General features: G+C 64.4%; 18 protein-coding genes. 12 read left to right on the plus strand and 6 right to left on the minus strand.

What is annotated here, in order from left to right:
• Positions 1 to 4: 4 nt before the first annotated feature.
• A complete protein-coding gene (locus AOT83_RS13925; protein WP_057964805.1) occupies positions 5 to 1,597 on the minus strand; it encodes an FAD-binding oxidoreductase in 1,593 nt (530 codons plus the stop codon).
• Positions 1,598 to 1,660: 63 nt separating this feature from the next.
• On the opposite strand from AOT83_RS13925, the gene AOT83_RS13930 reads away from it, so the two are divergent.
• Together AOT83_RS13930 and AOT83_RS13935 are read left to right on the plus strand one after the other, a co-directional pair.
• Positions 1,661 to 2,260, plus strand: coding sequence for a TetR/AcrR family transcriptional regulator (locus AOT83_RS13930; protein ID WP_057964804.1), 600 nt, complete (start codon positions 1,661 to 1,663; stop codon positions 2,258 to 2,260).
• 20 nt (positions 2,261 to 2,280) lie between these two features.
• On the plus strand, positions 2,281 to 3,726 hold the full coding sequence (locus AOT83_RS13935) for a glycerol-3-phosphate dehydrogenase/oxidase (RefSeq protein ID WP_057964803.1): 1,446 nt from the start codon (positions 2,281 to 2,283) through the stop codon (positions 3,724 to 3,726).
• Here AOT83_RS13935 and AOT83_RS13940 read toward each other — a convergent pair.
• The 4 genes from AOT83_RS13940 to AOT83_RS13955 form a co-directional block, all read right to left on the minus strand.
• Complete coding sequence (locus AOT83_RS13940; RefSeq protein ID WP_057964802.1) at positions 3,705 to 4,565, minus strand: cyclopropane mycolic acid synthase family methyltransferase; 861 nt, start codon at positions 4,563 to 4,565, stop codon at positions 3,705 to 3,707. The genes AOT83_RS13935 and AOT83_RS13940 overlap by 22 nt on opposite strands.
• A gap of 178 nt (positions 4,566 to 4,743) precedes the next feature.
• The gene (locus tag AOT83_RS13945) at positions 4,744 to 5,688 is read right to left on the minus strand and encodes an alpha/beta hydrolase (RefSeq protein WP_030096636.1); all 945 of its coding nucleotides are present in this window, start codon (positions 5,686 to 5,688) and stop codon (positions 4,744 to 4,746) included.
• A 1-nt stretch (position 5,689) separates the two neighbouring features.
• Positions 5,690 to 6,994 carry an AarF/ABC1/UbiB kinase family protein gene (locus AOT83_RS13950; protein ID WP_075908064.1) on the minus strand — a complete coding sequence of 435 codons (1,305 nt, stop codon included), beginning with the start codon at positions 6,992 to 6,994 and terminating at the stop codon, positions 5,690 to 5,692.
• A 107-nt stretch (positions 6,995 to 7,101) separates the two neighbouring features.
• On the minus strand, positions 7,102 to 8,061 hold the full coding sequence (locus AOT83_RS13955; protein WP_057964800.1) for an alpha/beta hydrolase: 960 nt from the start codon (positions 8,059 to 8,061) through the stop codon (positions 7,102 to 7,104).
• A gap of 277 nt (positions 8,062 to 8,338) precedes the next feature.
• Here AOT83_RS13955 and rplJ point away from each other — a divergent pair, with 277 nt between their 5' ends.
• The 3 genes from rplJ to AOT83_RS13970 all read left to right on the plus strand — a co-directional run bounded on the left by rplJ (position 8,339) and on the right by AOT83_RS13970 (position 9,697).
• Entirely contained in the window at positions 8,339 to 8,866 is a 528-nt protein-coding gene (gene rplJ, locus AOT83_RS13960) for a 50S ribosomal protein L10 (RefSeq protein ID WP_030096639.1), read from the plus strand.
• A 63-nt stretch (positions 8,867 to 8,929) separates the two neighbouring features.
• On the plus strand, positions 8,930 to 9,316 hold the full coding sequence (rplL, locus tag AOT83_RS13965; RefSeq protein ID WP_057964799.1) for a 50S ribosomal protein L7/L12: 387 nt from the start codon (positions 8,930 to 8,932) through the stop codon (positions 9,314 to 9,316).
• An 84-nt stretch (positions 9,317 to 9,400) separates the two neighbouring features.
• Positions 9,401 to 9,697, plus strand: coding sequence for a hypothetical protein (locus AOT83_RS13970; protein ID WP_057964798.1), 297 nt, complete (start codon positions 9,401 to 9,403; stop codon positions 9,695 to 9,697).
• On the opposite strand, the gene AOT83_RS13975 is transcribed toward AOT83_RS13970, so the two are convergent.
• Entirely contained in the window at positions 9,694 to 10,449 is a 756-nt protein-coding gene (locus AOT83_RS13975) for a TetR/AcrR family transcriptional regulator (RefSeq protein ID WP_081343783.1), read from the minus strand. The two genes, AOT83_RS13970 and AOT83_RS13975, sit on opposite strands and share 4 nt — an antisense overlap.
• A 49-nt stretch (positions 10,450 to 10,498) precedes the next feature.
• Between AOT83_RS13975 and AOT83_RS13980 the strand changes: the two genes are divergently transcribed.
• The 7 genes from AOT83_RS13980 to AOT83_RS14010 all read left to right on the plus strand — a co-directional run bounded on the left by AOT83_RS13980 (position 10,499) and on the right by AOT83_RS14010 (position 23,937).
• Positions 10,499 to 11,992, plus strand: coding sequence for a carotenoid oxygenase family protein (locus tag AOT83_RS13980; RefSeq protein ID WP_057964796.1), 1,494 nt, complete (start codon positions 10,499 to 10,501; stop codon positions 11,990 to 11,992).
• A gap of 4 nt (positions 11,993 to 11,996) precedes the next feature.
• Entirely contained in the window at positions 11,997 to 12,548 is a 552-nt protein-coding gene (locus AOT83_RS13985; RefSeq protein WP_057964795.1) for a nitroreductase family deazaflavin-dependent oxidoreductase, read from the plus strand.
• Between the two features lie 51 nt (positions 12,549 to 12,599).
• Complete coding sequence (locus AOT83_RS13990; protein ID WP_030096645.1) at positions 12,600 to 13,196, plus strand: DUF4126 domain-containing protein; 597 nt, start codon at positions 12,600 to 12,602, stop codon at positions 13,194 to 13,196.
• Between the two features lie 81 nt (positions 13,197 to 13,277).
• Positions 13,278 to 14,648 carry an MFS transporter gene (locus AOT83_RS13995; RefSeq protein WP_057964794.1) on the plus strand — a complete coding sequence of 457 codons (1,371 nt, stop codon included), beginning with the start codon at positions 13,278 to 13,280 and terminating at the stop codon, positions 14,646 to 14,648.
• Positions 14,649 to 14,851: 203 nt separating this feature from the next.
• Positions 14,852 to 15,979: an ATP-binding cassette domain-containing protein gene (locus tag AOT83_RS14000; protein ID WP_057964915.1), complete on the plus strand. Its 1,128-nt coding sequence runs from the start codon at positions 14,852 to 14,854 to the stop codon at positions 15,977 to 15,979.
• A gap of 459 nt (positions 15,980 to 16,438) precedes the next feature.
• Positions 16,439 to 19,954 carry a DNA-directed RNA polymerase subunit beta gene (locus AOT83_RS14005; protein WP_109394871.1) on the plus strand — a complete coding sequence of 1,172 codons (3,516 nt, stop codon included), beginning with the start codon at positions 16,439 to 16,441 and terminating at the stop codon, positions 19,952 to 19,954.
• Between the two features lie 35 nt (positions 19,955 to 19,989).
• Positions 19,990 to 23,937 (plus strand): DNA-directed RNA polymerase subunit beta', encoded by a 3,948-nt coding sequence (locus tag AOT83_RS14010; RefSeq protein ID WP_030096649.1) that lies wholly within the window; start codon positions 19,990 to 19,992, stop codon positions 23,935 to 23,937.
• Positions 23,938 to 23,959 lie beyond the last annotated feature (22 nt).

Here is a 23,959-nt window from a genome sequence, read left to right on the forward strand (position 1 = left end):
GGCACTACTCGCTGACAGGAATTAGCTTGCCGGGGTTGAGAATTCCCCGCGGATCGACGGTTCGCTTCACCGCCTGCAGTATCTCGATGCCGAGCTCGCCGACCTCATCGACAAGCCACGGCTGATGATCGCGCCCTACCGCGTGATGGTGGGTGATGGTGCCACCCGCGGCGACGATGGCGTCACCCGCAGCCTTCTTCGCCTTGCCCCATTGGGTCATCGGATCCTCGGCGGCCGCGCACACCACGGTGAAGTAGAGCGAGGCACCGGTGCGATAGGTGTGCGAGATATGGCACAACACCAATGGCGGGGTGCCTTGGGCGCCAAGTGTTTCAGAGAGTGCAGTGGTGACCGCCGTACGCAGGGTGGCGAGGTTGCGCCATGAGGTCGCGGTCTCCAACGTCTCCACCACCGCGCCGGCGTCGATGAGGGCATCGCGCAGGTACGGTGCATCGAAACGGCCGTGATCCCAGGCCTTGCCGGGCTCGTCGCCGAGGGCGGTGCCACCGGCGGCGCTGAGAACGGCCGCCACTTCGGCCGAGCGGGCCGCGACATGCCCCGGGGTGCCCTCGACCGTGGTGATCGCCAGCACTCCGGCGGCAGGGTTCTTCCCGCCGATGTCTTTGGCCAGTGCGAGATTGAGTCCGCTTTCGGCTTCATCGGACAGCCGCAGCACGGTGGGTGCGGCATCGGACTGAACCAGTGTGCGCAGCGCCTGGGCCCCGGCATCGAAGGAGGGGAAGGACCAGCCCTGGTACCAGGTTTCCTCGGGGAGCCGGTGCACGCGCACCGTCACCTCGGTGATGATGCCGAGGGCTCCTTCCGATCCCAGGAAGAGCTGCCGTAGGTCGGGTCCGGCTGCCGACGCGGGCGCTCTGCCCAGCTCCAGATCTCCGCGCGGGGTGGCGATCCGGACCGCATCCACCATCGCGTCGAAGCGCCCGTATCCGCTGGAGGCCTGCCCGGAGGAGCGGGTGGCGGCAAAACCGCCGATACTCGCGAAACGGAAGCTCTGGGGGAAGTGCCCTAGTGAGAAGCCCTTGGCGCCAAGGAGTTCCTCGGCTTCGGGGCCTGTTGTTCCCGGCAGCAGCACGGCGGTTCCGGATTCCTCGTCGAGGGAGACCAGGCCGGACATCCTTCGCAGATCCACTGCGATGACTGCGGTGAATCCGCCGCGCTCGGGGTCCAGCCCGCCGACCACGCTGGTGCCGCCGCCGAACGGTACGACCGCGATGGCCCGCTCGTCACACAGTGAGAGGAGAGTGGAGACCTCCTCATGCGACGCCGGGTAGACGATGGCGTCGGGTGCTTCCTGGACGTCGGTGGAGCGTCGGCGTAACAGGTCCGGGGTGCTTTTGCCGCCCGCGTGCCGTAGCCGGGCACCGTGATCGGTCCGGACATGCTCCGCGCCAAGCAGTCCGGACAGGGCGGCCAACTGTTCTTCGGTGAGCGAGCTGGGGGACAACGCGACGGTCGATTCATCGCGGCTGACCGGATCTCGTTCGGGAATGCCCAGCGCCGACGCCAAGAGCGCCTTCACCTGAGGTGAGAGAGTCTGTCGTTTTTCCGCCACGCCCCAGGCGTCCCACTCCATCATGCGTTACAGTATTACATACGATGGCAAGTTGTAACGCAGATTTCTGGGAGAGGGTGAGGTGACATGACGGTCGAGACCACTGATATCGCCGGGGTCGCGGAGATTCCGGCGGATGCCGTCACCGAACGCATCCTGGACGCGGCGTTGTCATGCGTCACCGAGTTCGGAGTGCGCCGCACCACGCTGGTCGAGGTCGCCAAACGCGCCGGTGTCAGCCGTCCGTCGGTGTATCGGCGCTGGCCCGATGTGCGCTCCCTGGTCGCCGATCTGCTGACGCGGGAAATGGCGTCAATCCTTCCCGCGACCGGACAGGGGCACGCACGTGATCGCCTGGTCCAATCGGTGACAGGGCTGGTCACCCAGGTGCGCGAGCATTCGATTTTCGCGGCGATCTTGCGATCAGACCCCGAACTTCTACTGACCTACATCGTGCGGCGATTGGGGACCAGTCAGCGTGCGCTCATCGGCTGGACAGCGATGCTCATCGCCGAGGGGCAGGGCGACGGATCGATTCGTGGCGGGGCCCCGGAGCAGATGGCGGCGATGGTGCTGCTGATCGGACAGTCGGTTCTCCAGTCGGCGCGCATCGTCACCGACATCATGTCGCCGGACGAGCTGGTGCACGAATTGGCCACTGCCATCGACGGATATCTCACGGCTTGATCTGCCCCTTAGGAGAATTCATGACAACCCAGCTCAACAGCATGCGCCGCGGCGCAGATCTTGCGGCGCTGACCGGTGGCGCTCCGACTGATGTCCTCGTCATCGGCGGCGGCATTACCGGCGTCGGGGTGGCGCTCGACGCGGCGAGCCGAGGACTGCGGGTCACCCTGGTCGAAAAGCATGACTTGGCTTTCGGGACAAGCAGATTCAGTTCAAAGCTGGTACACGGCGGATTGCGCTACCTCGCTTCGGGCCAGGTGGGCATCGCCCGGGAGAGTGCGATTGAGCGGCACATCCTCATGACGCGTACCGCCCCGCATCTCATTCACCCTCTCGCGCAGGTTGTTCCGTTGCACCCTGCGGTGAGCATGTTCAGCCGGACGCTGGTGCGGGTGGGATTCGTGGCGGGGGACGGGCTACGCAAACTCGCTCACACCTCGGCTGATGTGCTGCCGCGCTCACGCGCCATCGATGCGGGTGAAGTGATCCGCCGTGCCCCAACGGTGCGGCGCAATGGGCTTCGCGGTGGCCTGATGGCCTTCGACGGCCAGCTCGTCGACGATGCGCGGCTGGTGGTGTCGATCGCGCGCACAGCGGCCGGATTGGGCGCCCGGATCCTCACCCGTGTCTCCGCCGAGGAGGTCACCGGAGACGGTGCGTTGCTTCGCGACGAGCTGACCGGCAATACCGTCCGGGTGGAGGCTGGTTTGGTTATCAACGCCGCCGGGGTGTGGGCCGGCCAAGTCGATCATGACATCAAGCTGCGTCCCAGCCGTGGTACGCACCTGGTCTTCCGGGCTGCCAGCTTCGGCGGACTTACCGCGGCCCTGACCGTTCCGGTGCCCGGCACGATCAATCGTTTCGTGTTCGCGCTGCCGGCCATCCACGATCGGGTGTATCTCGGTCTCACCGATGAACCGGCACCCGGACCGATACCGGATGTGGCGGAACCCTCTGCGTCCGAAGAGCAGTTCCTCCTCGACACCGTGAACACGGTGCTGCAGACCTCGCTGTCCGAATCCGATGTGGTGGGACGTTTTGCGGGGCTGCGGCCCCTGCTTGACGGGGATGATTCCGCGACCGCCGACCTGTCCCGTAAGCACGCGGTCCGGGTATCGGATTCGGGCGTGGTCAGCGTGGTGGGCGGCAAGCTGACCACCTATCGCAAGATGGCTCAGGACGCGTTGGACGCGGGCCTGGAGCACCGGCCGCTTGCGGCTTCGGAGTGTGTGACACAGAACCTGGCGGTGGTCGATGACTGGCCGGGATCCGTTGGTGCCCAGTTGGTTAGCGGTGTCGGCATCACCCGCGAGCAGGTCGAGTTCGCGCTCACCCATGAGGGCGCGCTCGACACCGACGACATTCTTGATCGTCGTACCCGTATCGGGCTCGTGCCCGCCGACAAGGAACTGGCGGCCGGCGCGGTCCAGGGTCTCGTCGACTCCTACTTCTCGCAGGTGAACTGAACGACGTCGATCCAGCCTTCCCGGAAGGCATCGGCACAGCCCGTCAGGTATTTGATGTATCGATCGTAAACCTCTTGGGATTGAAGGGAAATCGCTTCGTCCTTATGTGCTACGAGGTTCTCGGCCCAGCAGTCCAGGGTGCGCGCATAGTGCGGTTGGAGGCACTGGTGGCGCGTTATGTGGAAGTCCGCCAGCGCGGCGTGCTGATCCACCATCGGTACGGAAGGTAAACGGCCACCGGGGAATATCTCGGTCATCATGAAGTGCATGAATCGGACCCGGGACATCAGGAGTGGAATGCCCATGCGCTTCAGTTCCTCGGGGTGATAGCTGACGATGGTGTGCAGCAACATCTTTCCGTCATCCGGCAGTATCCGGTGCGCCATCGAGAAGAAGCTGTCGTACCGCTCGTGGCCGAAATGCTCGAAGGCCCCAATGCTGACTATCCGGTCTACGGTGCCATCGAACTCCTCCCACCCGGCCAGTCGCACCTCATGGGTACGCGAACTCTCGACGGAGTCGAGAAGGTTGGTGACATGCGTAAATTGATTCTTGCTGAGGGTGAGGCCGATGACGTTGACGTCGTAGTGTTCGAGAGCGCGCCTCAGGGTGGAACCCCAACCGCAGCCCACGTCCAGCAGGGTCATCCCGGGCTCCAAGCCCAGCTTTCCCAGTGCGAGGTCGATCTTGGCCTGCTGTGCCTGCTCGAGCGTCAGGGTCTCGGGCTCGAAGTATGCGCAGCTGTAGGTTCGGCTGGGGTCGAGAAACAGTGCGAAGAAGCCGTCGGACAGGTCGTAATGCGCTTGTACATCGGAGAATTTTGGGGTCAATTTGGACATAGGGCGACCTCCCATGAGGATGGCGCGATGCCCCGAGCGGCGCGCGAGCGATTGGTGGACGTTGGTGCTGGCTGATGTCCCGTGCCGAGGCTAGAGCAAGATTGTTGCAGGTACAAGGGAAATGGGCATATTTAGCAAGGGGTTTGATCTGGGCGAGATCGTTCCCTACGGGTGCTAATTAGCGACCCGCCGCCTCAGATTCCGTCTCGTCCTGCGCCGGTTCCGATCGGGCGAAGTTCTCGGTGAGCTTGGCGATGACGCGGCCCCACAGTGGTTCGGGCAGATCGTGGCCCATTCCGTCGATCAGCGCCAAACGTGCGCCGGGAATGGCCCGGGCGATGGCACGCGCGCCCGACGGACGCATCAGCTTGTCGGCCCTGCCGTGCAAAACCAGTGCGGGGGAGGTGATTCGGTTGTCGAAAGGTGCCAGGTTGCCGGTTCCCATGATCGCGGCGAACTGCCGGGCGAACCCCTTGGGGTAGTAGCTGCGATCGTAGTACTCGGCAGCGTGCAGATATGACTTCGCTTGCGACTGGCGGTATTTCGGGCTGCCGATGGTCCGGCCCACCTGCACGCTGTTGGCGATGATCTCCTCGCGGGTGGCGCCGGCCGGCGGGGGTTTCAGCAACGCCATCAGCTGGCGTGGCCCGGGCGGGGGCAGGAAGGGCTGGTTGTTGCTCGACATGATGATGGTGACCGTCTGCGTCCGGTCAGGATGCTCGGCGGCGAAAACCTGGGCGATCATGCCGCCCATCGAGGCGCCCACGATGTGTGCCTGTTCGATGCCGAGATGATCGAGCAGACCGGCGGCGTCCGCCGCCATATCCACCAGGGTGTAGGCGGTATCGGTGATCTTCACGCCGGCAAGGAATTTCGCCATGGTCGGAATGAGTGCACCGCCCCCGGCACGTACCCCGTCTAGCTTGGTGGACAGACCGCAGTCGCGATTGTCGAAGCGAATGACACGGTAACCCTGGCCGGCGAGCTGCTGGCAGAATTCGGTACGCCAGAAGACCATCTGCGCGCCGATGCCCATGATGAGCAGTACCGCGGGGTCGGCCGGATTGCCGAACTCCTCGAAACACAGTTCGATATCGCCGACCTTGGCGGTGCTGGCTGTCATCTCAGATATCTCCCTCGCGGTTGTGCTCACGGCTGATATCGACAATGAAGTTGCCGAAGTAGCCCTTGAGCTCCGGGTCTTCCATCATCTGCCAGCGCGGCGCCAGCAGCTTCATGTACCGCTCGACGTACAGGAATTGCTTGCCGATGAGCACCAACTCACGGGGAAGCTTCACGTCGTACTGCTCGGCGAGTGCCGACAGTTGCTTGCCGATCTCCGAATATGACATGTCGCCAAGGGATTTCATCGTGAGCGGGGTGGTGAAGGCCTGGATGTCCCGGGTGCCCTTGTCGGCGTCGCCGGGATTGCCGACGGCGCCCAACAGCACCACGATCTTGCCCGCGGCGCGATGATCCTTCTTGACCAGCAGCGCGTGAATCAGCTCGCGCAACAGCCAGCGGGTCCGCGGGTCGATGAAGCCGACGATGCCGAAGTCCAGGAACACGATCCGGCCCTCGTCGTCCACCAGAAGATTTCCCGCATGCAGGTCGCCATGGAACAAGCCCTGACGCAGTCCGGATTCGAACACCGAGAACAACAGCGACTTCACCAGTTCGGTGCCGTCGAATCCCGCCTTCCGAATGGCCGGGGCGTCGTCGATGCGGATGCCGTGCACCCGCTCCATGGTGAGCACTCTGGAGGTTGTGTAATGCCAGTGCACATCCGGCACCCGGATGTTCTTGCCGAGCGACGAGGTGTGCAGGTGCTCCACCCAGGTCTGCATGGCCTGGCCCTCGGCGAGGAAGTCCAGCTCCTCGGACAGGTTTCCGGAGAAGTCGTCCACCACATCGCGGGCCGAGAGCATCCGGCCCACCTTGCCCAGTTCCAGCAGGGCCGCGCCGCGTTTCATGATCTGCAGGTCGGCGGCCACCCGGCGCCGGATTCCCGGGCGCTGGATCTTGACCACCACGTCCTCACCGGAATGCAGTGTCGCGTAATGCACCTGGGCGATCGACGCGGATGCGAACGGTTCGGTGTCAAAGCTGGCGAAGAGCTTTTCGGGTTCATCTCCGAGCTCGGAGATGATGAGTTCACGGACCTGGACGGAATCGGCGGGTGGCACGCGGTCCAGCAGCCCGCGGAATTCACGAGAGAGCGGCTCGCCGAACGCGCCCGGGCTGGACGCGATGATCTGGCCGAGCTTGACGTACGTGGGGCCGAGGTCGGAGAAGGTCTGCGGAAGCTCGGCGATGAGCTTCTGCTCGAGGCTGCCCTTTTTGGCGATCTTGCCCAGTACTCGCCCCGCGGTACGGGCGACCTGCCAGCCGGTCGTGCCCAGCCGCGCGGCCTCGGAGAGCAACGCCACGCGCCCGAGCGGCGCAACCTGACGTCCACGGCCTTCACCTACGCTCCGGCCGGAACGTTCTTGGGCAGTCATGAAATGCAAGTGTGCCGCATCATGGCCGTGCAGCCCTAGTCAGTCCTGCACGCGGTCCCCCGCGAGCGGGAGGCGCCCCGGTCAAAAGTTGCCAACAACTCTGAGGTCACTGGCTCCCACACCGGCTCAGGCAGATCGTGGCCCATGCCTTCGATGAGGGCGAATCGTGAGTTCCTGATGTTCTTGGCCACTACCCGGCCGTTCTGATACGGCACCAGTGGGTCGTTTCGGCCATGGATGACCACCGTCGGAGCGGTGATGGCCCGTGTGAACCGCAGCAGGCTGCCGGTACCCAAAATGGCGTCGAATTGACGCACGGTGCCCACCTTGTAGTCACTGCGGGCTCTGTGGGCGAGAATGCGCTGCCGCAGCTCCTCGCGGGAGGGCAGGTTGTCGGGCCCGTTGTAGACGATGCCGTTGTTCACCTCGAACTCGAGCCATTCCTCGGCGGTTGCGTTCTTACCGGGGGCGGTCATGGCCGTTTTGATCAGTTCCCAGGACGGCAGTCGGGAGAACGGTCGGCCGGTCGCCGAATAGATGATGCCGACGGAATTGACGCGCTCGGGGTAAGTGCCCGCGAAGACCTGCACGATCATGCCGCCCATCGACGCGCCCGCGATATGCACCGTGTCCAGTTCAAGGTGGTCGACGAGGGTGCGGACGTCCTCGGCCATGTCGATCAGGGTGTATGGCACCTCGCTGCCCAGGCCGAAGGCATAGCGCACGACCCGGCGCTGAACCGATCCCGGCGCTTTGTGGCCATCGAGTTTCGTCGACAGCCCGCAGTCGCGATTGTCGAAACGGATGACCCGATAGCCGCGGTCGAGGAGCTGCCGGCAGAATCCGTCCGGCCACATCGGGAGCTGCGCCGCGACTCCCATCACCAGGATCACCGCCGGATCGGCGGGGTTCCCCAGGTCTTCGTAGAAGAGCTCGATATCGCCGTTACGTGCGACGCCTGTTCGGGTGAGGACTTCGGAGGACAGCGGCACCATTCCTGGATACCACGCCGTTTTGGATGATCGCCCTCATCTGCGGTAATCTGGCCCGGCTCCACCGAAGACCGTCGGTCACCTCTTATGAGGTTGAAGGTCCAGGACTCGTCCTGGCGGCCCACGCAGGAGGACGAGGTTAAACCCGCGGACCAAAAGTCCGCGGATTTTCACGCCCCGACCTGTCTGCGTCGGGGCGTTCGTCATTTCCAGACGCCTTCTCGATCTTGGACCGTCTTGTCTTAGGTGCAGCGACCGAAACGAGATGAGGAGGCAATACATGGCCAAGACTGAAAAGGTCACCGCCGTTGCCGAGATCACCGAGCAGTTCAAGGATTCGACTGCGACCGTGATCACCGAGTACCGCGGCCTGTCGGTGTCCGCTCTGGCCACCCTGCGTCGCTCTCTCGGAGCTTCCGCCACCTACTCCGTCGCCAAGAACACGCTGGTCAAGCGTGCGGCTTCGGAAGCTGGCGTGGAGGGCCTGGACGAACTGTTCACCGGCCCAACGGCAATCGCGTTCATCAAGGGCGAGCCCGTGGACGCTGCGAAGGCCATCAAGACCTTCGCGAAAGACAACAAGGCCCTGATCATCAAGGGCGGCTACATGGATGGCCGCGCCTTGTCAGTTGCCGAGGTTGAGCGCATCGCCGATCTGGAATCGCGCGAGGTGCTGCTGGCCAAGCTGGCCGGCGCAATGAAGGGCAACCTGGCCAAGGCCGCCGGTCTGTTCAACGCCCCGGCGTCCCAGGTTGCACGCCTGGCCGCCGCCCTGCAGGAAAAGAAGGCCAGCGAAGAGGCCGCGTAAAGCGCCCCTTCGATACGCCAGTACCAACCAAACCTGTTGTAAATCAAGGAAGGAACCAACATCATGGCAAAGCTGAGCACCGAGGAACTGATCGATGCTTTCAAGGAGCTGACGCTGCTTGAGCTGTCCGAGTTCGTCAAGACCTTCGAAGAGGTCTTCGAGGTCACCGCTGCCGCTCCGGTCGCCGTCGCCGCCGTCGGTGGCGCTGCCCCGGCCGCCGAGGCTGCCGAAGAGCAGAGCGAGTTCGACGTCATCCTGGAGAGCGCCGGCGACAAGAAGATCGGCGTCATCAAGGTTGTGCGCGAGATCGTCTCCGGCCTGGGCCTGAAGGAAGCCAAGGACCTGGTCGACAGCGCCCCCAAGCCGCTGCTCGAGAAGGTTGCCAAGGAGGCCGCCGAGGACGCCAAGGCCAAGCTCGAGGCCGCCGGCGCGACGATCACCGTCAAGTAGTTCGCAGTACGTTTCGGATCCCGGCCCCTGGGAGTCTTCGGACTTCCGGGGGCCGGTTTCGTTTTCAGCCCGCACACTCGGGGTGTGGCTGTCTACCTGCTGATCGCCCTGGGCGCTCTGTTGCTGCTCCTGATGGTGGTTCGTGTCCGGCGTCGACGTGCGCCGGAGGCGCCCGCACCCGCACCGCGAACGACGGCGCGCACCGATGACGACCGGCGCAGGCAACTGCTGGCACGTCTGGCCTGGGATATGCGCGCTCCAGCGGCAAGGGCCGTCCGCACCGTGGCCGCGCTGCGGGACACCGCGGCGTCGTTTCCGGCGCCGCCCGCAATCCCGACGCCCGAGAGGGAACCGGATGAGGTGTCCTGGGCGCCCCTCTAGATCAGTGCGGCAATCCGGGTGGCGGCGGTGGTGGCCGAGCTATTCACCTGTTCGGGGGAGTCGCCCAGCGCGACAAGCAGATCCGTGGTCATGGAGCCCAGCACGGGGCCAACGGCTTCACCGTTCTCGCCCCAGAACCCGGCCAGCTCCAGCATGACGAACCCGTGCATGACGGTCCAGAACTTGGCGGCGGTCGCGGCGACCTTCGCAGCATCGTCGGGGGAGCCGTCGATCCGGCCTGCGGCCATCGAACGTTGCACGCTGCGATAGAGCTGCGTCGCGCTGGCGTGCTGCGGTGTCAGGTGCACAGTGTTGAACATGTTCCGGCTGGGCGCGTTGATGCCGTGCGCGCTGGTGACACCGAACATCAGCCGGTACATGTGGGGGTGGTCGATGGCGAACTGGCGGTAGACCATGCCCGTCACCATGAAATCGGCGATGGGATCGTCGGTCTGGGGTACGTCAGCCTGCGCGCCGGAGAACTGACGCAGCCCTTCCTCGGCCACCTCCGCGATGAGCTCGCGCATGCCGCCGAAGTAGGTGTAGACCGCCATGGTGGAGGTGCCGGCGGCCGCGGCGATCTTCCGGGTCTGCAGTGCATCGGGCCCCTGTTCGTTCAGAAGCCGTACGGCCGCTGCGACGAGATCGACCCGGGGGTTACGGGCGACGGCCCGGTCGTTTCCCTGACTGTTACGCGGAATAGATGAGCTCATTGTCTTGCCATGTTCGCACAACGGGAGTAGGTTCACCATAACGGCGTAATAACGATGTTATGCCAGCCAGTCAGCCCTGGAGGACACGATGACCGCCACAGTCCAGCCCACCGCCACCGAGAGTGTCTATCTGACCGGAGTCTGGGAACCGGTTCAGCAGGAAGTGACCAGTACCGACCTGTTGGTCGAAGGGACCATTCCGGACTATCTGGACGGGCGCTACCTGCGCAACGGCCCCAACCCCGCCGCCGAGGTGGACCCCGCGACCTATCACCTGTTCAGCGGCGATGCGATGGTGCACGGCCTGTCGCTCCGGGATGGGAAGGCGCAGTGGTATCGCAACCGCTGGGTGCGTACCGCGGCGGTACGCAAGGCCCTCGGTGAGCCGGCGATCGCTACCGGCAGCTCGGCCGGTACATCGTTGATCGGGCCCAACACCAATGCGCTCAGTCATGCGGGCCGCACGCTGGCGTTGGTGGAGGGTGGTATCGCCAACTACGAGCTCAACGACGAGCTCGACACGGTGGGGCCCTGTGACTTCCAGGGGACTCTGCATGGTGGCTACACCGCGCACCCGAAAATCGATCCTGACACCGGCGAAATGCATGCAGTGTCATACTCTTTCGCTCGCGGCAACACCGTTCAATACTCGGTTATCGATACCTCGGGACGGGCCCGCCGTACGGTCGACGTCAAGGTCCAGGGTTCCCCGATGATGCACGACTTCACGCTCACCGAGAAGTACGTCGTCTTCTACGACCTGCCGGTCACCCTCGATACCGCGATGATCACCAAGTCGGTACCGATGCCGCCGATTCTGCGTAAGCCCGCCCAGCTGGTCATGCAATCCCTGATCGGCAAGATCAAGATCCCGGGTCCGATCGCAGCCAGGGCAAGTCAACTGTCCGGTAAGTCTCCCTCCATTCCCTACTCGTGGAATCCCAAGTACCCGGCCAGAATTGGTGTGATGCCGCGTGAGGGCGGCAATGCGGACGTGCGTTGGTTCGAGATCGAGCCGTGCTATGTCTTCCACCCGCTCAACGGGTACTCCGAGATGCGTGACGGTCAGGAAGTTGTGGTGATCGATTTGGTCCGCTACGACTCCATGTTCTCCGCCGATGTACTCGGCCCCAGTGATGCGCGTGGGCTGCTGGACCGTTGGGTCATCAACTTGACCAAGGGCACCGTCACCATGGAACGCCGAGATGATCGCCACCTCGAGTTCCCCCGCATCAACGAGGAGCTGACCGGAAAGAAGCACCGCTACGGGTACCTGCCCTGCATCGCGGGGGCATTCGAGTCCGACGGCAAGGTAGACGGCAGCCTGGTCAAGTTCGATTACCAGACGGGTGCCGACATCCGGACCACCCTTGATTCTCTTGCGTTAGGTGAGATGTCGTTTGTGCCGAATCCGTCGGGAACCGCTGAGGACGACGGTGTGCTCGTCGGGTTTGGTCTGAGCGCCGGGACGTCGCAGGGCAAGTTCGTGGTCCTGGACGCACAGACGCTGGAACTCGCGGCGACGGTGGACCTGCCGCAGCGTGTTCCGGCAGGCTTCCACGGCAATTGGGCTCCCCGCTGAGATCATGGACGGTCCGCTGCCGGAGTCGTTGCGCTACACGGACGGGCGGTACGTCTTCGAGCGAAGGCCGGGGCTGGACACGACCAAGGCGCCGCTGGCTGAGCGCCGTCGGTTCGCCGACGCGCTACATGCCTTGCACCGGCCATGGTTCGCGATCCGAGTACCGCGCGGCGTGGGCGTACTGACCACGATCGGGCGAAAGTCAGGGAGCCCACGCGTTACCTATGTCAAAGCGGTGCGCGACGGGAACAGGGCCTACTTGGCTGCGATTACCGGCCGGCACACCCTGTGGGTCAAGAACATTCAGGTCAACCCGTCGGTGAGTCTGCGGCTCACCGACGGGACGTACACCGGAGCCGCTCGGGTGATAGCGCCCGGCGATCCGGTGTACGAGGCGGCTCACGAGCGATTCTGTGGTGTCGTACACCCCTTCGACTACCTCGAGAATGTGTTCCACCGCAAGGGGCTGCCATCGCGCCGCAAGATTGTCGAATTGCATCGCGCCTGGTTCGAGGGTGGGACACCACTGGTTGTCGAACTCGACACACGAGCGTGACGGCGCCGGGAAATCGCACCTGAAACCGCGTGACGGCGTCACACTCGTGACATGGAGATCACCTCGGCCATCAGTGCCATCCTCGGGGCATTCGGGCTCTCGGGTGCTGCCGGGCTGAATGCCTGGCTGCCGCTGCTCGCGGTCGGCGCCGCCGACAGGCTCGGGTGGATCGAACTCGGCCCGTCATACGGCTGGCTGTCCTCCACCCCGGCGCTCATCGTCCTCGCGGTGATCTTTGTGCTCGATCTCATAGGCGACAAGATTCCGGCCCTGGACTCGGTCCTGCATGCGGTCGGCACGTTCATCGCGCCGGCGTCGGGGGCCATTTTGTTCACCGCCGAGACAAGTCTTTCCTCACACCTGCCACCCGCAGTGGCCGCGATACTCGGGGCCATCACCGCCGGCAGCGTCCACGCCAGCCGGACAGTTGCACGCCCCTTCGTCACCGGCACCACTGCGGGCGTGGGGAATCCACTGGTCTCGACCGCCGAGGACGGCACCTCGCTGGTCTTGACCATCCTTGCCCTGGCACTGCCGATTCTCGCGTTTGTCGTGGTGCTGGTGCTCATGGTCGCGCTCGGCTGGTTGACCTTCCGGGCGATTCGATGGGCGCGCGGCAAGCGCAGAACCGGCACCGCCAGCCCGTAGGTAGCCCTTGCGATAACGGCTATCGCAGGACGAATGTGGCTGGGGCTCATAGAGTGATGGGGACGAGAGAATGAAGGTGACATGAATCTGGCCGTTCGGCACGTCTTTATCGCTTGCGCCGCACTACTCGTAGCGCGGCTGACCATGCTGGACCACGGTCTGGCGGCGGTGTGGGGAGTAGACCGGGGTGACGATGCCCTCGGCACCATCGAGTGGGCGACTGTCGCGGGTGACGTCGTGGCAGTGGTGACATTGCTTGTGTTCGCCCGACTGGGCAATCACATTCGCCCGACGACCTTCCTGGCCGCGGGCCTGGTGATCCTTGGGCTGTCGACAGCCGGATCGTTGATACCGGGGTCGGCGACGCTACTTGCCTGGGTGATGCTGGTTTCGGCGCTGGGTGCGGGTCTGACCATGGTGGCGTCCATGCTGATCGTCCTGCATTCCACCCCCAGAAAGGGCCGGGGTCTGTCTCTGGGCTTCTGGGTGGCGATGTACCCGGTGGCGATGCTGGCGGGCGAGATCCTGGACATCAACTCACCGCAGAACTGGCGCCCGATCACCTACGGAATTCTTGCGGCAACCGTCGTGGTGCTGATCGTGGTGCTCACCCAGCCGCACCGTGAGTTCGTCGGTACCTTCGACACCTTCGACCTCGTCGGCGCCCTGCTGTGGCTGGTCGGGGTGTCCGCGCTGGCCTGGCTGCTGATCGACGAGGCGTCGCCGGTGCGCGCGGTAATCCTCGCGATCATCGCGTTGGCAGCCTTCGGTGCGCTCTTCGCGCAGACCCGCCGCCGCGGCTCGGCGGCCTTGATCGCGGCCGAGGTGCTCACCCGGCCGGTGGTGCTGGCAGCACTGCTGGCGATCACCGTGCTCACGTTCCTGGTGCGGTTCGCCGACTTCGACCACGCGGCGATGTGGTGGTCGCTCGATCGTGAGCAGGCGCCTTCGGATACGCCGGCGTTCGCACTCTTTGCCTCCGGACTGGTCTTGGCACCGGCTGCCGGATATCTCATCGATACGGGCAAGCGCACCCTCGTCGCGGCCCTGGGCGTGGCGCTGCTGGTGGCCGGAGTGGTGGCGATCGTGATCGAACTGCGGTCCGCGACCACCGAGGGAGGATTGGTGCTGGGCCTGCTGCTGTCGGGAGCCGGTATCGCGACGCTGGCCGTCTACCTCTTCTACGCGGTCTTCCACGGGGTCTCGCCGGTGCAACTGACCGTGGTCGGAGGCTTGGCCGTCACGGCATCCGCGTTGGGGGCCGTTCTCGGTGAGTTCGTTCGGCAGCGTGCGGAGATCGATCTGCTGACCGGATACGGCCTCACCCATCCAAGCGTCTTCGCCGATATCGTCGGTCTGATCGTCGTGCTCATCGCCCTGCTGGCCGGGGCGCTGCTCATCGTGGAGCGTCGGCGCCATGGCGTGGCGGACAGGGAGTCCGCGGACAAGTAGTCGGCAAGGCCTCGAGGACGGACTCGCGCGTGATCCAGGCGCAGCGCCTACTAAACGCGTAGTGGCTGGTTATCACAGTTAGCCAGTCGACGGACTCGTATGGACACAAACGCGATGCAGCTCCTGGGCATACGCTAAAGTGATCCGAACCACAGCCTGGCCGGGTTGGTGGTGAAGTGTGCGTGTTGCGGAAGGATCGCCTGGTGGGTGCAGAAGTCTCCGTTGAGGGTTTGACCAAGTCCTTTGGTTCACAACGAATCTGGGAGAACGTCACCTTGTCCCTGCCGCCGGGTGAGGTCAGCGTGCTGCTGGGGCCTTCCGGTACCGGTAAGTCGGTCTTCCTGAAGTCGCTGATCGGTCTGCTGCGCCCCGAGCAGGGCGCCATCTACATCGACGGCACCAACATCATGGAGTGCTCCTCCAAGGAGCTCTACGAGATCCGCAAGCTGTTCGGCGTGATGTTCCAGGACGGCGCGCTGTTCGGCTCGATGAACCTGTACGACAACACCGCCTTCCCCTTGCGTGAGCACACCAAGAAGAAGGAATCCGAGATCCGCGAGATCGTCATGCAGAAGCTTGACGTGGTGGGTCTTACCGGCCACGAGACCAAGTTCCCCGGCGAGATCTCCGGCGGTATGCGCAAGCGTGCCGGCCTAGCCCGCTCGCTGGTGCTGGACCCGCAGATCATCCTCTGTGATGAGCCGGACTCCGGTCTGGACCCGGTGCGTACCGCCTACCTGAGCCAGCTGCTTATCGATATCAATGCGCAGATCGACGCCACCATCCTGATCGTGACGCACAACATCAACATCGCCCGCACGGTGCCGGACAACATGGGCATGCTGTACCGCCGTCAGCTCGTCATGTTCGGCCCCCGTGAGGTGCTGTTGACCAGCGATGAGCCGGTGATCAAGCAGTTCCTGAACGGCCGCCGTATCGGTCCGATCGGTATGTCCGAGGAAAAGGACGAAGCCACCATGGCCGAGGAGCAGGCGCACCTCGACGCCGGACACCATGACGGTGGTGTCGAGGAGATCGAAGGCGTGCCGCCTCAGATCCAGGCCACCCCGGGTATGCCCGAGCGGGCCGCGGTCGGGCGTCGCCAGGCCCGGGTGCGCGAGATCATGCACCAGCTGCCGCCCAACGCGCAGGCCGCGATCCAGGACAGCTTCGCCGGCACCCACCAGTTCCGTGTGCACGACTTCGGCGACGAGCCCACCGGTGTCACCACCGCCACGCTGGCGCCGCCGCACGCCGAGCCGTCCACCCAGGCCATCGACACGAGCGACGACGACGCTCCCACGGGCCAGATCCCGCCCGTACGCGGGTAGTAGCAACCCGGCCAATGGCCGGGTTGATCGAGTGAGTGCGCCGTTGAGCGGGGAGACCGTGACGGCCACATCATGGTGGTGCGAGGCAGGCCGCCCGCGTGACACCGACGTCGTTGCCGAGGGCATACCGCATGCAGGTCATCACGGTCATTTGCCTGCGCCCGGTATGCGCTCGGCGTTGCGGAGAAAGAAACGCCGAAAATACTGGCGCTATCTCTTGACGGGCGGCGTGCGACGAGTCACTCTGTTTGGCAGCACGGACGTATGCGAATGCAGTGAGGCCGCCAGCCAGCACTGATCCGCGTAATTGACCGGGCAGTTGAAGGCTGCGCGATAGTACGCTATTGTTAGACGTTGCGCTGGCTGCCTCCTGCCCACCTTCCCTCGCCACGACGGTGTTCATTCGTGTTGTGATCGATCGGGTGTGTGTTTGGTCGTTGCTTGCGCAAAACATCGCAGATGCGCGGCAACACTGGAGGACCGATCTTGGCAGTCTCTCGCCAGACTAAGACCGATAACGCAACTACTAACTCCGTACCTGGGGCGCCCAGCCGACTTTCCTTCGCCAAGCTGCGTGAACCGCTCGCGGTTCCCGGCCTGCTGGATGTGCAGACGGAGTCCTTTGAATGGCTGGTTGGCTCACCCCGCTGGCGTGAGGTTGCGACTGCTCGCGGTGAGGTGAACCCGACCGGCGGCCTTGAGGAGATCCTCACGGAGCTTTCGCCGATCGAGGACTTCTCGGGCTCGATGTCGCTGTCCTTCAGCGACCCGCGCTTCGACGAGGTCAAGGCACCCGTCGACGAGTGCAAAGACAAGGACATGACGTACGCGGCTCCGCTGTTCGTCACGGCCGAGTTCATCAACAACAACACCGGCGAGATCAAGAGCCAGACGGTCTTCATGGGTGACTTCCCGATGATGACCGACATGGGCACCTTCATCATCAACGGCACCGAGCGCGTGGTCGTGTCGCAGCTCGTCCGTTCGCCCGGCGTCTACTTCGACGAGAACATCGACAAGTCGACCGAGAAGACCCTGCACAGCGTCAAGGTCATCCCCGGCCGTGGTGCATGGCTCGAGTTCGATGTCGACAAGCGCGACACCGTGGGTGTGCGCATCGATCGCAAGCGTCGTCAGCCCGTCACCGTGCTGCTGAAGGCACTCGGCTGGACCAACGAGCAGATCGTCGAGCGTTTCGGGTTCTCCGAGATCATGATGGGGACCCTGGAGAAGGACAACATCGCCGGTCCCGACGAGGCCCTGCTGGACATCTACCGCAAGCTGCGCCCGGGCGAGCCGCCGACCAAGGAGTCCGCGCAGGCGCTGCTGGAGAACCTGTTCTTCAAGGAGAAGCGTTACGACCTGGCCCGCGTGGGCCGGTACAAGGTGAACAAGAAGCTGGGTCTTGGCGGTGCCAACCCGGCTCTGGTGACTGCCACCACGCTCACCGAGGAAGACGTCGTCGCCACCATCGAGTACCTGGTGCGCCTGCACGAGGGCCAGACCACGATGACCGCCCCCGGCGGCCTCGAGGTCCCGGTCGAGGTCGACGACATCGACCACTTCGGTAACCGTCGTCTGCGTACCGTCGGCGAGCTGATCCAGAACCAGATCCGGGTCGGCCTGTCGCGTATGGAGCGCGTCGTGCGTGAGCGCATGACCACTCAGGACGTCGAGGCGATCACCCCGCAGACCCTGATCAACATCCGTCCCGTCGTGGCGGCGATCAAGGAGTTCTTCGGAACCAGCCAGCTGTCGCAGTTCATGGACCAGAACAACCCGCTTTCGGGTCTGACCCACAAGCGTCGTCTGTCGGCTCTGGGCCCCGGTGGTCTGACCCGTGACCGCGCTGGCCTTGAGGTCCGCGACGTGCACCCCTCGCACTACGGCCGCATGTGCCCGATCGAGACCCCGGAAGGCCCGAACATCGGCCTGATCGGTTCGCTTTCGGTGTACGCGCGGGTCAACCCGTTCGGCTTCATCGAGACGCCGTACCGCAAGGTGTCCGAGGGTGTCGTCACCGACGAGATCCACTACCTGACCGCCGACGAAGAGGACCGCCACGTCGTGGCACAGGCCAACTCGCCTGTGGATGCCGACGGCCGCTTCACCGAGGACAAGATCCTGGTCCGCCGTAAGGGTGGCGAGGTCGAGTTCGTCTCGGCGACCGAGGTGGACTACATGGACGTCTCGCCGCGCCAGATGGTGTCGGTCGCGACCGCCATGATCCCGTTCCTCGAGCACGACGACGCCAACCGTGCCCTCATGGGTGCCAACATGCAGCGCCAGGCGGTTCCGCTGGTGCGCAGCGAGGCCCCGCTGGTCGGTACCGGTATGGAGCTGCGTGCCGCCATCGACGCCGGCGACGTCGTCGTTGCGGAGAAGGCCGGTGTCATCGAAGAGGTGTCCGCCGACTACGTCACCGTGATGGCCGACGACGGCACCCGCCAGAGCTACCGGTTGCGCAAGTTCGCCCGTTCCAACCACGGCACCTGCGCCAACCAGAAGCCCATCGTGGACGAAGGCCAGCGGGTCGAGGTCGGTCAGGTCATCGCCGACGGTCCTTGCACCGAGAATGGCGAAATGGCCCTCGGTAAGAACCTGCTCGTGGCTGTCATGCCGTGGGAAGGCCACAACTACGAGGACGCCATCATCCTGTCCAACCGTCTGGTGGAAGAGGACGTGCTCACCTCGATTCACATCGAAGAGCACGAAATCGATGCGCGCGACACCAAGCTGGGCGCTGAGGAGATCACCCGGGACATCCCGAACGTCTCCGATGAGGTGCTGGCAGATCTCGACGAGCGCGGCATCGTCCGCATCGGCGCCGAGGTCCGCGACGGCGACATCCTCGTCGGCAAGGTCACCCCGAAGGGTGAAACCGAGCTGACCCCCGAGGAGCGCCTGCTGCGTGCCATCTTCGGTGAGAAGGCCCGCGAGGTTCGCGACACCTCCCTGAAGGTGCCGCACGGTGAGTCCGGCAAGGTCATCGGCATCCGCGTCTTCTCGCGTGATGACGACGACGACCTGCCCGCCGGCGTGAACGAGCTCGTTCGCGTGTACGTCGCGCAGAAGCGCAAGATCTCCGACGGCGACAAGCTGGCCGGACGCCACGGCAACAAGGGCGTCATCGGCAAGATCCTGCCCGTCGAGGACATGCCGTTCCTGCCCGATGGCACCCCGGTGGACATCATCCTGAACACCCACGGTGTGCCGCGTCGTATGAACATCGGCCAGATCCTGGAGACCCACCTGGGGTGGGTGGCCAAGACCGGCTGGAACATCGAGGGCAACCCCGAGTGGGCGCAGAACCTCCCCGAGGATCTGCAGTCGGCCCCGGCCGACACCCGCACGGCCACCCCGGTGTTCGACGGCGCCCGCGAGGAGGAGCTGACCGGACTGCTGTCCTCGACGCTGCCCAACCGGGACGGCGAGGTCATGGTGGACGGTGACGGCAAGGCACGGCTGTTCGACGGCCGTAGCGGTGAGCCGTTCCCGTACCCGGTGACCGTCGGCTACATGTACATCCTGAAGCTGCACCACTTGGTCGACGACAAGATTCACGCGCGTTCGACCGGGCCGTACTCGATGATCACCCAGCAGCCGCTCGGTGGTAAGGCGCAGTTCGGTGGTCAGCGATTCGGTGAGATGGAGTGCTGGGCCATGCAGGCCTACGGTGCGGCATACACGCTGCAGGAGCTGTTGACCATCAAGTCCGACGACACCGTCGGTCGTGTGAAGGTCTACGAGGCGATCGTCAAGGGCGAGAACATCCCCGAGCCGGGTATCCCGGAGTCGTTCAAGGTTCTGCTCAAGGAACTCCAGTCGCTGTGCCTGAACGTGGAGGTGCTGTCCAAGGACGGCGCCGCCATCGAAATGCGCGACGGCGACGACGAGGACCTGGAGCGCGCTGCCGCGAACCTGGGAATCAACTTGTCCCGCAACGAATCTGCGTCCATTGAGGACTTCGCCTAACCGATTTCTATCCCGCAAGGGGAAAGGGAGTTTACGTGCTGGACGTCAACTTCTTCGATGAACTCCGTATCGGCCTCGCGTCGGCGGATGACATCCGTAACTGGTCCTTCGGCGAAGTCAAGAAGCCGGAGACCATCAACTACCGCACGCTCAAGCCCGAGAAGGACGGCCTGTTCTGCGAGAAGATCTTCGGACCTACTCGCGACTGGGAGTGCTACTGCGGCAAGTACAAGCGCGTGCGCTTCAAGGGCATCATCTGTGAGCGCTGCGGCGTCGAGGTGACTCGCGCCAAGGTGCGCCGTGAGCGGATGGGCCACATCGAGCTGGCCGCCCCGGTCACGCACATCTGGTACTTCAAGGGTGTTCCGTCGCGTCTCGGATACCTGCTCGACCTGGCGCCGAAGGATCTGGAAAAGATCATCTACTTCGCCGCTTACGTCATCACCGCCGTCGACGACGAGCTGCGTCACAACGAGCTCTCGACGCTTGAGGCCGAGATGGAGGTCGAGAAGAAGGCTGTCGCCGATCAGCGCGACGCCGACCTGGAGGCCCGCGCCCAGAAGCTCGAGGCCGACCTGGCCGAGCTCGAGGCCGAGGGTGCCAAGTCCGATGTGCGCCGCAAGGTGCGTGACGGTGGCGAGCGCGAGATGCGTCAGCTGCGCGATCGGTCCCAGCGTGAGCTGGACCGGCTCGACGAGATCTGGACCACCTTCACCAAGCTGGCTCCCAAGCAGCTGATCGTGGACGAGGTGCTCTACCGCGAGCTGGTGGACCGTTACGGCGAGTACTTCACCGGTGCCATGGGTGCCGAGGCCGTGCAGAAGCTCATTCAGACCTTCGATCTCGATGCCGAGGCCGAGAACCTGCGCGAGACCATCCGCAGTGGCAAGGGGCAGAAGAAGCTTCGTGCCCTCAAGCGCCTGAAGGTGGTGGCTGCGTTCCAGAACTCCACCAACAGCCCCGGTGGCATGGTGCTCGACGCGGTACCGGTGATCCCGCCGGAGTTGCGTCCGATGGTTCAGCTCGACGGTGGCCGTTTCGCGACCTCTGACCTGAACGACCTGTACCGCCGCGTGATCAACCGCAACAACCGCCTCAAGCGACTGATCGATCTGGGTGCGCCCGAGATCATCGTCAACAACGAGAAGCGGATGCTGCAGGAGTCCGTGGATGCGCTGTTCGACAATGGCCGTCGTGGACGTCCGGTCACCGGACCGGGTAACCGTCCGCTGAAGTCGCTGTCGGATCTGCTCAAGGGTAAGCAGGGTCGGTTCCGTCAGAACCTGCTCGGTAAGCGCGTTGACTACTCGGGCCGTTCGGTCATCGTGGTCGGCCCGCAGCTCAAGCTGCACCAGTGCGGTCTGCCCAAGCTGATGGCTCTGGAGCTGTTCAAGCCGTTCGTGATGAAGCGTCTGGTCGACCTGAACCACGCGCAGAACATCAAGAGCGCCAAGCGCATGGTGGAGCGTCAGCGCGCTCAGGTGTGGGATGTCCTCGAAGAGGTCATCGCCGAGCACCCGGTGCTGCTGAACCGTGCACCAACGCTGCACCGCCTGGGTATCCAGGCCTTCGAGCCGCAGCTGGTGGAAGGCAAGGCAATTCAGCTGCACCCGCTGGTGTGTGAGGCGTTCAACGCCGACTTCGACGGTGACCAGATGGCCGTGCACCTGCCGCTGTCGGCGGAGGCGCAGGCCGAGGCTCGCATCCTGATGCTGTCCTCGAACAACATCCTGTCGCCCGCGTCGGGCCGCCCGCTGGCCATGCCGCGTCTGGACATGGTGACCGGTCTGTACTTCCTGACCACCGAGGTCCCCGGCGACACCGGTGCGCATGCTCCGGCCGCCAAGGACCAGCCGGAGACGGGTGTTTACAGCTCGCCCGCCGAGGCCATCATGGCCCTGGATCGTGGCGCGCTGAGCGTGCGTGCACCGATCCGGGTGCGGCTGACGCAGCAGCGTCCGCCGGCCGAGGTTGAGGCCGAGCTGTTCGAAAACGGTTGGCAGCCAGGCGATGCCTGGGTCGCCGAGACCACGCTGGGCCGCGTGCTGTTCAACGAACTGCTGCCCCACGGGTACCCGTTCGTGAACAAGCAGATGCACAAGAAGGTGCAGTCGGCGATCATCAACGACCTCGCCGAGCGGTTCCCGATGATCGTGGTTGCGCAGACCGTCGACAAGCTCAAGGACGCCGGTTTCCACTGGGCCACGCGTTCGGGTGTCACGGTCTCGATGGCCGACGTGCTGGTGCCGCCGCAGAAGGCGGAGATCCTGGACCGCTACGAGAAGGAAGCGGAGCGGATCGAAAAGCAGTACCAGCGTGGTGCTTTGAACAACCAGGAGCGTCGCGACGCGCTGGTCAAGATCTGGCAGGAAGCCACCGACGAGGTCGGTAAGGCGCTGGAGGAGCACTACCCGGCTGACAACCCGATCACCTTGCTGCCCAAGTCCGGCGCGACCGGCAACATGACCCAGGTGCGCAACCTGGCGGGCATGAAGGGTCTGGTGACCAACCCGAAGGGTGAGTACATCCCACGGCCGATCAAGTCCTCGTTCCGTGAGGGCCTGACCGTTCTGGAGTACTTCATCAACACGCACGGCGCCCGTAAGGGTCTGGCGGACACCGCGCTTCGCACCGCTGACTCGGGTTACCTGACCCGTCGTCTGGTGGACGTCTCGCAGGACGTCATCGTCCGCGAGCACGACTGCGGTACCGAGCGTGGCATCAACGTGACTATCGCCGAGAAGCAGGACGACGGCACGCTGATCCGCGACGCGCACATCGAAACCTCCGCGTACGCACGGACTCTCGCCGCTGACGCGGTGGATGCCGATGGCAACGTGCTGGTGGAGCGTGGACACGACCTGGGTGACCCGGCGATCGAGAAGCTTCTCGCCGCAGGCGTCACCACGGTCAAGGTGCGGTCGGTGCTCACCTGCACCACCGGTACCGGGGTTTGCGCGATGTGCTACGGCCGCTCGATGGCAACCGGCAAGCTTGTCGACATCGGTGAGGCGGCGGGCATCGTGGCCGCACAGTCGATCGGTGAGCCCGGTACCCAGCTGACCATGCGTACCTTCCACCAGGGTGGCGTCGGTGACGACATCACCGGTGGTCTGCCGCGTGTCACCGAGCTGTTCGAGGCGCGAGTTCCCAAGGGCAAGGCGCCAATTGCCGATGTCACCGGACGGGTCCGCCTGGAAGAGGGCGAGCGCTTCTACAAGATCACCATCATCCCGGATGACGGTGGCGAGGAAGTTGTCTACGACAAGCTCTCCAAGCGTCAGCGCCTGCGCGTCTTCAAGCACGAGGACGGTTCGGAGCGTCCGCTGGCCGATGGCGACCACGTCGAGGTCGGACAGCAGCTCATGGAGGGTGCGGCCGATCCGCACGAGGTGCTCCGTGTCATGGGCCCGCGTCAGGTGCAGGTGCACCTGGTCAACGAGGTCCAGGAGGTGTACCGCAGCCAGGGTGTGTCGATCCACGACAAGCACATCGAGGTCATCGTGCGCCAGATGCTACGTCGCGTGACGATCATCGACTCGGGCGCAACGGAATTCCTGCCCGGCTCGCTCACCGAGCGTGGCGAGTTCGAGACCGCGAACCGTCGCGTGGTGGCCGAGGGCAACGAGCCCGCGGCCGGCCGTCCGGTGCTGATGGGTATCACCAAGGCATCGCTGGCCACCGACTCGTGGCTGTCGGCGGCGTCCTTCCAGGAGACCACTCGCGTGCTGACCGATGCGGCCATCAACTGCCGCAGCGACAGACTGAATGGTCTGAAGGAGAACGTCATCATCGGTAAGTTGATCCCGGCTGGTACCGGTATCAACCGTTACCGCAACATCTCGGTGCAACCGACCGAAGAGGCGCGGGCCGCCGCGTACACGATCCCGTCTTACGAGGATCAGTACTACAGCCCCGACTTCGGCTCCAACACCGGTGCTGCGGTGCCGCTGGACGACTACGGATACAGCGACTACCGCTAGATCGCAAGCAGGAGAAAGGCCC

It is taken from the genome of Mycobacteroides sp. H001, assembly GCF_001440005.1.
Lineage (GTDB): Bacteria > Actinomycetota > Actinomycetes > Mycobacteriales > Mycobacteriaceae > Mycobacterium > Mycobacterium gwanakae.